The sequence below is a fragment of the Streptosporangium sp. NPDC050284 genome, assembly GCF_044459525.1.
In the GTDB taxonomy this organism is placed as follows: domain Bacteria; phylum Actinomycetota; class Actinomycetes; order Streptosporangiales; family Streptosporangiaceae; genus Streptosporangium.
Window position 1 is genome coordinate 35,553 of the sequence record NZ_JBITIZ010000008.1, and the last position, 9,876, is coordinate 45,428.

Consider the following 9,876-nt stretch of genomic DNA (forward strand, 5'->3'; position numbering starts at 1 on the left):
CGAAGCGTCAACCCCCGCGCGCCGCTCAACCGTGATGCGACGGGAGAGACTCCGGCCTTCGGACCGGGGAGGAGTTCACGGAGTGGTCATCATCGGCACCGCGAAGAAGACAATCATCGCGATCGTCACCGCGATGACGAAACCGATCACTTCCCAGGCCCAGTCGTGGTGGGCCGCGCTCTTCGTCGCCTTGTGACTGCGCGGTGCCCGGCCGCTCCTGCGTTCGAGGGACGCGGCCCGGTCGGCAAGAGAGGATGCCGCCTCGTCCGCGCCGGTCTCCGCGCGTGTCGGGGGCATCGGAGGTATCGCCGCGAACCCGTTCCCCGGCATGGTCGTCGCCGCGTCGTCCCGCGTGGTGTCGGCCCGCGCCGCCTCGTACGACGTCAGAGTGTGGTTCGGAGGTGCGGAGGGCAGGGGGGCGTCGTCGGTCTGCTGGTCCTCGCGCATGACCCAGCGGGGCAGGCGCAGCTGGGCGCGACCGGCGGAGGTGCGGAGATGGTCGGTCCGGGGGGTCCAGTCGGGAAGCGAGAAGTGGGAGCGGTCGTCGTCGCCGGCGAGCGCGTGCCGCCCGCCTCCTCGCGCAGGAGGCATGGAAGAAGGAGTGGCCTCTCGAACGGAAGAGGGATCGGCTCCTCGGGCCGGAGAAGGACCGGCTTCTCGTACGGACGATGAATCGGCTTCTCGTACGGACGATGAATCGGCTTCTCGTACGGACGATGAATCGGCTTCTCGCGCGGGCGATGAAGAGGAGGACCGGCGCTCGCGGTCGGCGAGGGCGTCGAGCTGGTCGGTCTGCAGGGGCCAGCCGGGCAGGGGAGGTGTGTCGTCCAGCACGTCCCCGAGGGGGCCGCCCAGCACGTCGCCGGGACCGTCGTCCAGCACGTCGCCGTGGTTACCGCGGTTTCCGTGGGGCGGGAGGCCGGTGAGCGGCGTGGCCTCCGGCCTCCGAGGAGACTCGACGAGCGGAGCCCGCAGGGTCTCGGCGGAGGGCATCCTGAGGGATTCCGCGGAGGGTGCCGGAGCCGCCTCGGTGCTCTTGCTGCTCCCGGTGAACGGCGCGCGGGGGGTCCTCGGGGGAAAGAGCAGAGAGATCTCGGCGAACGAGAGCTGGGGTGTCTCAAGGTAGGGAGCCCCGAGCGGAGGGCGGGAGATCTCAGCGTGCGGAGCCCGAGCCGAGGGCGGAGCCGGGGTCTGGGGTGCCTCGGGGTGCGGAGCCCGGGAAGCCTCGGCGAACGAGGGCTGGGAGGTCTCGGCGTGCGGAGCCTGGGACGTCCCCGAGTGTGGAGCCTGAGGCGTCTCGGGGGGAGAGGTCTCGGTGCGGGGGGCCGCGGCGACGAGCCTGTCGGTGTGGGCGCGGGCTGCCCGCGCCTCGGGGCTGAGCGGGCGGAAGAGATCTCCCCGCGCGGGAGGCTCGTCCAGCACGTCCCCGGAAACCGGTGCCGGAGGCGCCGCCCGGCGCGGCCGGGGACGCTGGAGGCGGCGGCGAGGCCGCAGAGCCGCGGTGTCCAGGGCGGTGAGCACGGAATCGCCGAGCCTGAGCATCGGCTCCGTGGTGGCCTCGTGCGTGGAGACGGCGTCGGGATCCCGCGGCGCGAAGGGATCGGGGAAGCGGTCCTCCGCCATGTGGTCCGGCACGGGGAAGGCCGAGGCATCGATCGGGGGACCGGTCTGCGCGAGCGGCAGCGGCCACGCGGGCGTCGTCGGCCACAGCTGCCTGAACAGCGGCGACGTCGACAGTCCGGCGGAGGCGGCGGGCGGCGCCTTCGGCCCGAGCACGGCGGCGCGCAGTCTCGCCGGGGGAGTCGCCCAGGGGGCGAGGTTGAGAACGTCGCGGACCGGGGCGACGGCGAGGGCGCCGAACACCTCCGTCATGTGCTCGGGAACCTTGGCCGAGGCGAGGGCGCGGCCCAGCGACTGGGCGAAGCGGCGGCAGGCGCTCACCGTCAGTTCGTCGGCGGTGTCGACGGCCACGTCGAGCACCCAGGACAGCTCGGAGGCGTCCATCTCGCACACGCCCGAGAGATACAGCACCTCACGCTGGTGCGTGCGCAGGTCGCTCAGGACGCGGTCGACGAGGGCGGCGGCCGGGTCGAGGCCGATGGCGGGGGGCGAGTAGACGATGTCGCGCAAAAAGATCTCGCGGCGGGCGAGCGCGTACAGCGCGGCGCGCGGCGGTTCCGTGTCCGAGACACCCGAGAGGACGGCCACCAGGACGTCGGAAGCCGAGTCCGCGTCGCCCAACTGGTCGTGGGAGTAGGCGAACAGCCCTGCTGCGTGGCGGTCGTAGAGCTCGGCGATCAGTTCGACGCGCGAGCGTTGACCGAGGAGCGGTTGGGTCACTGGACCGGTTCCTCTGGTGTTTCGGCGAGCGTGATGGAGGGGTGGGGCGGCTGTGAGGCTTGGGACATATGGTGCCAGAGGGATGGACTCCGGCAATGTGGGTAATCATGTCAAGTCATGGGCACCTCCCGCACTACTCAATGCCCTTTTGTTGAGAAATACACTTGTGGATCTCCTCCGGAGCTGGTTGGGAAAAGCCTGGAAGACAGATCGGAGAAGAGGGGCATAGGCTGACCTGTGCTGGATCATGGGGACGGTTGTGGCAGGGGAGCCGTAACCCTGCGAAAACAAGAGGTTGCGCATGATCACATTCAACGGTGTCACCAAGCGCTACGCCGACGGGACCGTCGCCGTGGACAACCTGAGCCTTGAGGTGCCGACCGGGGAGATAACCGTCTTCGTCGGTCCCTCGGGATGCGGTAAGACGACATCCCTCCGCATGATCAACAGAATGATCGACGCCTCGGAGGGACAGATCCTCCTCGACGGCGTCGACGTCAAGACCATCGACCCGCCGACCCTGCGCAGGGGCATCGGCTACGTCATCCAGCAGGCCGGGCTCTTCCCGCACCGCAAGATCGTCGACAACGTGGCGACGGTGCCCCTGCTGCTCGGCTGGGACAAGAAGAAGGCGCGCGACCGCGCGATGGAGCTGCTCGAACGGGTCGGGCTCGACCCCAAGATGGCCGGCCGCTACCCCTTCCAGCTCTCCGGCGGGCAGCAGCAGCGCGTCGGCGTGGCCCGCGCGCTCGCCGCCGACCCGCCCGTACTGCTGATGGACGAGCCGTTCAGCGCGGTCGACCCGATCGTCCGTACGAGCCTGCAGGAGGAGCTCCTGCGGCTCCAGGCCGAGCTGAACAAGACCATCGTGTTTGTCACCCACGACATCGACGAGGCCGTCAAGCTCGGTGACCGGGTGGCCGTGCTCCGCGTCGGGGGCCACCTCGCCCAGCTCGACGACCCCGCGACGCTGCTGGCCAGGCCCGCCGACGACTTCGTCCGCGAGTTCCTGGGCCGCGACCGGGGCATCCGGCGGCTGTCGTTCGTCTCGGACGAGGGAGTGCGCCTCCGCACCGACCTGCTCGTCCCCGCCTCCACGGACACCGCCACGGCGCGTGCCACCGGCGAGCCGTGGCTCGCCGTGGTGGACGGGGAGAACCGGCCGCTGGGCTGGGCCGCCGTCAAGGACCTGCCCGAGTCGGGCACCCTCGCCGACGCCGAACTCGCGCCGTACGGGACCTTCGTCAGCGGACGAGACTCGCTGCGCGCCGCGCTGGACGCGACGCTGCTGTCCCCGTCGGGCAGCGCGGTCGCGGTGGACGAGACGGGCAAGGCCGTGGGCGCCGCCACCCGCGAGTCGCTGGACGAGGCGCTGGCCACGGTGGCGAGCAGCATCGGCGGCCCGTCGCGAGCCGCCGCCGCTCCCGCAGGAGGCGGCAGCGGTGTCGCGGGCGGCGCAGCCGAGGTCACGGAAAGCGGCGACACCGCCGCTCCCGCAGGGGGCGTCGATGGATGAGGAGCCCCTGGTCCGCTGGGACTGGATCGGGCGCAACTGGCCCACGATCCAGGGCCTGCTCGAAGACCACATCGTGATGGCGCTGGTGCCTATCCTCGTAGGGCTGATCATCGCGCTCCCGCTCGGGCTGGCAGGAGTCCGCTGGCGCTGGCTCTACCAGCCGACCGTCGGCGTGATGAACGTGATCTACTCGCTGCCCTCGCTCGCCGTCTTCATCGTGCTCATCCCGATCACCGGCCTCGCCACGCGGATGACCGTGATGGTCCCGCTCACCTTCTACGCCATGGCGGTGCTGATCCCCGCGGTCGTCGACGGACTGCGCTCGGTCCCCGACCACGTGCGTCAGTCCGCGGTGGCGATGGGCTTCACCCCGCTGCGCAGGCTGCTCCAGGTCGAGCTGCCGATCGCGGTACCGGTCGTGCTCGCCGGGCTCAGGGTGGCCACGGTCGCGAGCGTCAGCCTGGTCAGCGTCGGCGCGCTGGTCGGCAGGGGCGGGCTCGGCTACCTGTTCATCGACGGCTGGCAGCGGCAGTTCTACACCCCGATCGTCGTCGGCATCGTGCTGGTCGTAGTGCTCGCGGGGATCGCCGACCTGCTGCTCATCCTGGCGCAGCGCCTGCTCACCCCGTGGTCGAGGGCGAGGGGGTCGGCGTGAAACGGTTGATCGTGTCTCGTACGGGCCGTGCGGCTCGGCCGATCGGGTCGTGCACGTCGTTGATGTCGCGGGTAAGGGGTGCCGCGTGAACTGGCTGCTCGACTTCTTCGGCGACCCGGCCAACTGGTCGGGACCCGACGGGATCCCCAACAGGCTGCTCGAACACCTGGAGTTCGCCGGTCTCTCGCTGCTCCTCGCCATGCTGATCGCGCTGCCGCTGGGGCTGCTGATCGGCCACACCGGCAGGGGCGCCCTGTTCGTCATCCTCACCGCCAACGCGGCCCGCGCTCTGCCGACGCTCGGCCTGCTCGTCCTCATCGTCCTGTTCCTGGGCGTCGGCACGAGCCTGCCGGTGCTCATCCCGCTGGTGGCGCTGGCCGTGCCGCCCATCCTGGTCAACACCTACGAGGGCATCCGAGGGGTCGACCCCGACCTGCGCGACGCCGCGTACGGCATGGGCCTGCGGGGCGGACAGGTCCTGGGCCGGGTGCTGGTGCCGGTCGCGCTGCCGCTCATCCTGCTGGGTCTGCGCCTGGCGGCGATCCAGGTGGTGGCGACCGCGACGGTGGCCGCGTACGTAGGCTTGGGCGGCCTCGGCCGTTTCATCATCGACGGCCTCGCGACCAAGAATTTCCCGAGCACGATCGGCGGAGCGGTTCTCGTAGCACTGCTCGCGTTGATCGTTCAGCTCGGGTTCACCCTGGTACAGCGCGCAACGGTCTCCCCGGGGGTGAGCGAGCGCCAGGCCATCAGATAGTCTTCATTACCCCCCGTTTTGGAAGGGAATAGCACCATGAAGCGCCTGATCAGCACCGCGGCGATCCTCCTGTCCGCGGCGCTCACACTTACCGGATGCGGTGGCGGAGATCCGCTCACCAGTGCCTCCCCGGCCCCCGCCGAGTCCGGGTCCGCCGCCGCGCCCGCGGAAGGGGGGAAGGTCGTCATCGGGTCGGCCAACTTCCCGGAGAACGTCCTGCTCGGTGAGATCTACTCCCAGGCCCTGGCGGCGAAGGGTGTCGAGGTCGAGGAGAAGTTCAACATCGGCAGCCGCGAGGTCCTGTACGACCAGATCAAGAGCGGCGGCCTCACCATCCTGCCGGAGTACATCGGCTCCCTGCTCGCCTTCGTCGACAACACGACCACGGCGAAGTCGAAGGACGACGTCGTCGCCGGTCTCAAGGAGAAGCTCCCCGCCGAGCTTGAGGTCCTCACCCCCGCACCGGCCGAGGACAACAACTCGCTGACCGTCACCAAGGAGACCGCCACCAAGGACGGCCTCACCACGATCGAGGACCTGGTCAAGGTCGCCAAGAACTACTCGGTGGGCGGCCCGCCGGAGTTCCAGACCCGCCAGGAGAAGAACTTCAAGGACACCTACGGCCTGGAGTTCAAGGAGTGGAAGAAGACCGGCGACGCCACCGCCGACGCCATCAAGGACGGCACCGTCCAGGTCGGCAACGTCTTCACCACCGACCCGAAGATCATCGTGAACGACCTGGTCTCCCTTGAGGACAACAAGAGCGCCTTCGCCGCGGAGAACATCGCCCCCCTGGTCAACAAGGCCGGCGTGAACGACACGGTGCGGACGACCCTCGACGCGGTCTCCGCCAAGCTCGACACCGCCGGCCTGGTCGCGCTGATGAAGCGCGTCGCGGTCGACAAGGACGACGCCGAGGCGGTCGCCAAGGACTGGCTCACCCAGAACGGCCTGCTCTAACGATCCATCTCTCCGAACCGGCTCCGGACGTCTCGTCCGGGGCCGGTTCGTTTTCGTGTTCTGTGTTCGCGGGGGCGGCAATCGTGGCCGCGTGGTGTCCGGTCGATGCGCTGGGGATTCACCCGCGAGAACGCGAGCAGGAGAGTCGATGACGAACTTTCCCAGATGGAGCGACATCCGCGCGGACATCGTCGCGAACTCCGGCGGTGAAGAAGCCGTAGCCGAGGCGAGGCGTCGTGCTCAGGGGTTACCCGTCGGTCGAGTGGAGCTCGAACCAGACGACGGTTCCTGTGGGGTCGCGGTGGAATCCCCAGCGGGTGGCGAGGTCGTTGACGAGCAGGAGTCCTCGGCCGCCGGTGGCCTCCGGGCTGGGTTTTCCCGTGCAGGGGATCTCCGAGGCGCCGGGGTCCTGGACGGTGATGAGCACTCCGTGGGGGAGGAAGGCCACCGTGACGACGAACTCCCGTGACCGCTTGGCCGTCCCCGCGTCGTACTCGTGCGGTCTTGTGTCGTACGGTCCGGTGGCGATGGCTTCGGTATCGGCCGGTCGGGCGTCGAGTGATCCGTTGGAGTGTTCGACGGCGTTGGTGGCGAGTTCGCTGGTGAGGAGCATGGCGTCGTCGCGGAGCGGGTGGTCGTTGCCGAAGAGTTCGGCGACGAAGGCGCGGGCGGGTCTGACCTGCTCGGGGGTGGCGGCGAACCGTTGAGAGATGACGGGGGTGTGGCCAAGGGACGCCGGCCAGCCGGGGATCCGTCCCAGGTGCGGTGATCGTACGGCATCGGCGGTCGTCGTGGTGCGAAGGCGGTCAGCGAGTACGCCGACGAGCACGGACAGAAACTGCGCTGCCATCTTGCCCACCTCCCTTGCCCTCGCTCCTGTCGAACCGGGAGTTTGCAGTGACTCCGCTGTCCTGGCTGCTCTCCTTGCTGGGGCCTTCAGCCTGCGGCGCGTGAGTGTCTGCGCCGAGGATGAGAGATGCCGACTGCTCAGGGATGAGGTGGGCGCGGAAGCCCTCGATGTGCTGTATCCGTGCGGCCAGTTCAGTAGAGGTGTCGGCTTCGAGCAGGCCGACGCGCTGTCGGCACCAGGTGGGAGGCAGGGCCCACCAGCATCTGGTGGTCTTGCCGTACCAAAGACACCAGCCGGTGAACCGCAGTGCCAGCGCGCGGGGCACTCGGCCGTACTCATCGCAGGCGGTTCCCTCCTCCCGGGCAGACTCGATGGCTCGGCGGGGATTCATGGTGATCACTGGCGGGGAGTCGCCCGGCATATCTGCTCCAGGTGAGATCGAGTAACTCTATGTAATTGCCTTCCAAGAGAACCGCAGGTGAGTGACCATGGAAGGAGCCTCACAGGGGCCCGTATCGAGGGGCCGCCCTGGAGCCGAGTCAGTCGCTGGGGGCCGCTTCCTGGCCTACAGATGGTGCGCGAAAGGAGCCAGGGAGTGGAAGGTCTGACGATCGAGGAACTGATCAAGCAGTCCCGGCAGGCCAAGGGCCTCACTCAGGCGAGTCTCGCCGACCGGCTCGCCCGGGTGTCCGGGCAGGCCACGATCACTCGCAACGAAGTCTCCCGCTGGGAGCGCGGCAAGCGGCTGCCTTTGGCCTGGTTGCCGTGGCTGAGCATCGTGCTCGATCTGCCCCTGGCGATGCTCGACCAGGCGGTTGTCCTGTCCCGTGCCAAGCGACTGGGTATCACCCCGCCGAGCGTTAACGATGATCGCCTGACGCTGTTCAGTGACGGCTGGACGCGAGAGAGCAACGAGGCGATGGCCGCCGGGCTGGCCGCCGAGAGCGAGGCCCTGTCGGAGGAGTCCGCGCTTCGTGTCGCCCACGAGTGGCTGATCGTGGAGGCGCCGCAGCTCCACGAGATCCGCTCGGGACGTCGTGTCGGTCATTCACTGATCGACAGGATCGAGACCAGGGTCGATCATCTGCGCCACCTCGACGACTACGTGGGGGGTACGGATCTGCATGCGCTCGTCTCCGGTGAGCTGGAGGCGACCGTCACGGTCGTCAGGGAGGCCGCCTACCGCGAGGATGTGGGCCGCCGTCTACTGAAAGCGGTGGGAGAGCTCTGCCAGCTCGCGGGATGGGTGACCTCTGACGCCGGACTCTACGATCGCGCCCGTACCTACTACGTCAAAGGCATCCAGGCCGCGCACGTCGCCGGAGACGAGCCGACGGCGGCCAATCTGCTGTCCTCGCTGAGCTACCAGATGGCCAACGTGGGAGACCCCAGGCAAGCGGCCACGGTGGCTCGTACGGCGGTCAAGGGCGCCGAGCGATCAAGCACCCCGCTCACGCGCGCTCTGCTGCTGGAACGAGTGGCCTGGGCACACGCCAAAGCGGGAGATTCAGCGATCACCGAGCGGGCACTCGGTGAGGTCGACCGGGTGTTCGAGCAGCACGGGGACGGCGACGAGGACCCCAAATGGGTCTACTGGCTGGACCGAGGCGAAGTCGACGTGATGGCCGGCCGATGCTTCACCGAACTCGGCCGCCCACTCAAGGCCGAACCGCTGCTCACCCAGGGCCTCGACACCTACGACGCCACGCGCGCCCGAGAATTCTCGCTCTACCTGAGCTGGCTCGCCGACGCCTACGCCCAGGCGCGCGAGATCGAACGGGCCACAGAGGCCGCTGCGAAGTCGTTGAACCTCGCGGTCAAGGTCAACTCAGCCCGCATCACCGCCCGCATAGAGGCCATCCGCTCCCGCCTCCACCCCTTCGCGGACACCGCCGCAGTCCGAAGGTTCGAAGACCTTTATCGGTCGACGATGGAAGCGATCTGAAGTAGATAGCACAACTCCGAGGTAGAGCAGACAACCAGAGGGTGAATGATCGTGAGCTTCGAGCGAGTTGACTGGCCCACTGACACCGTGGCGATGGGACTGCAGAGCGGCTAGATAAGACAGGCAATCGCTGCGTTAATCGCTTCTTCGAGTGTTCCGCATTCAGTGCGCGATTCAGGGCTTCCAGAAATTTCGACCTGATAGCCAATTGTTGACAGAGGGGCAATCCAAATCTCATTCGGTGACCTCGAAAAAGGGCTTTCGGTGAGGCGTAACATTCCGTGGCTTACATATGGAAATCTGGTTCGTAGCTCTTCTCTTGAGTGAACTGCTCGTAAAAGATTTCCGATGTTCGTATAACTTCGATCTTTTAGGAGTAAGTCCCACTGAACGGGAACGGGGTTCCCTTGCTCGTAGGCTTCGGCCAGCTTCTCGTAGCCCATGAACGGGAATTCCTCACGCAACTCTTTCAGGGTGGATCCGTTTTGCCAAGCGAAAATCACTTTGATCACTTTTGAGAGGTCTTCCGTTCCACCGCTGGCCCAAACGTGGGTGTCACTGGCGATTTTTATAGAAAAAATTCGTTTTTCAACTCCCAGTAGGACTGAAATGACTCCTCGGTTTGAGTCAACCTTTGCGGAAGTGTATCGGCCGGAATTTGGTTGCGTGTGAACATGGGGGATGTCGACGCGGATCTCTTCTGACAACCTTTTTATCGCTAGCGCTAGTCCTCCTTTTGCCACAAGGTCTGGATAAAGGTTTACATTTAACGCGTCGGCCGGTCCAAAATCTGGAATTTCGCGCCCTGCTGGCATTGCTGAATAACCTCACATCTCCAGTGAATCTTTAAGGT

General features: G+C 67.3%; 8 protein-coding genes. 5 read left to right on the forward strand and 3 right to left on the reverse strand.

Annotated elements, in window-relative coordinates:
* Positions 1-75: 75 nt before the first annotated feature.
* Positions 76-2,340, reverse strand: a complete 2,265-nt coding sequence (locus ACIBH4_RS19850) for a hypothetical protein (RefSeq protein ID WP_362766468.1) — start codon at positions 2,338-2,340, stop codon at positions 76-78.
* A 301-nt stretch (positions 2,341-2,641) separates the two neighbouring features.
* On the opposite strand from ACIBH4_RS19850, the gene ACIBH4_RS19855 reads away from it, so the two are divergent.
* The 4 genes from ACIBH4_RS19855 to ACIBH4_RS19870 all read left to right on the forward strand — a co-directional run bounded on the left by ACIBH4_RS19855 (position 2,642) and on the right by ACIBH4_RS19870 (position 6,228).
* Entirely contained in the window at positions 2,642-3,856 is a 1,215-nt protein-coding gene (locus tag ACIBH4_RS19855; protein ID WP_362766465.1) for an ABC transporter ATP-binding protein, read from the forward strand.
* Positions 3,849-4,511, forward strand: a complete 663-nt coding sequence (locus ACIBH4_RS19860; protein WP_362766462.1) for an ABC transporter permease — start codon at positions 3,849-3,851, stop codon at positions 4,509-4,511. Before ACIBH4_RS19855 ends, ACIBH4_RS19860 begins: the two co-directional genes overlap by 8 nt.
* Positions 4,512-4,596: 85 nt before the next feature.
* Positions 4,597-5,268, forward strand: coding sequence for an ABC transporter permease (locus ACIBH4_RS19865; RefSeq protein ID WP_350947516.1), 672 nt, complete (start codon positions 4,597-4,599; stop codon positions 5,266-5,268).
* A 36-nt stretch (positions 5,269-5,304) separates the two neighbouring features.
* Positions 5,305-6,228 (forward strand): ABC transporter substrate-binding protein, encoded by a 924-nt coding sequence (locus ACIBH4_RS19870; RefSeq protein WP_362766459.1) that lies wholly within the window; start codon positions 5,305-5,307, stop codon positions 6,226-6,228.
* A 247-nt stretch (positions 6,229-6,475) separates the two neighbouring features.
* On the opposite strand, the gene ACIBH4_RS19875 is transcribed toward ACIBH4_RS19870, so the two are convergent.
* Positions 6,476-7,078, reverse strand: coding sequence for an ATP-binding protein (locus ACIBH4_RS19875; protein WP_362766456.1), 603 nt, complete (start codon positions 7,076-7,078; stop codon positions 6,476-6,478).
* Positions 7,079-7,673: 595 nt separating this feature from the next.
* On the opposite strand from ACIBH4_RS19875, the gene ACIBH4_RS19880 reads away from it, so the two are divergent.
* Positions 7,674-9,023, forward strand: coding sequence for a helix-turn-helix transcriptional regulator (locus ACIBH4_RS19880; protein ID WP_362766453.1), 1,350 nt, complete (start codon positions 7,674-7,676; stop codon positions 9,021-9,023).
* 110 nt (positions 9,024-9,133) lie between these two features.
* On the opposite strand, the gene ACIBH4_RS19885 is transcribed toward ACIBH4_RS19880, so the two are convergent.
* Positions 9,134-9,838 (reverse strand): DUF6193 family natural product biosynthesis protein, encoded by a 705-nt coding sequence (locus tag ACIBH4_RS19885; protein ID WP_362766450.1) that lies wholly within the window; start codon positions 9,836-9,838, stop codon positions 9,134-9,136.
* Positions 9,839-9,876: the final 38 nt, after the last annotated feature.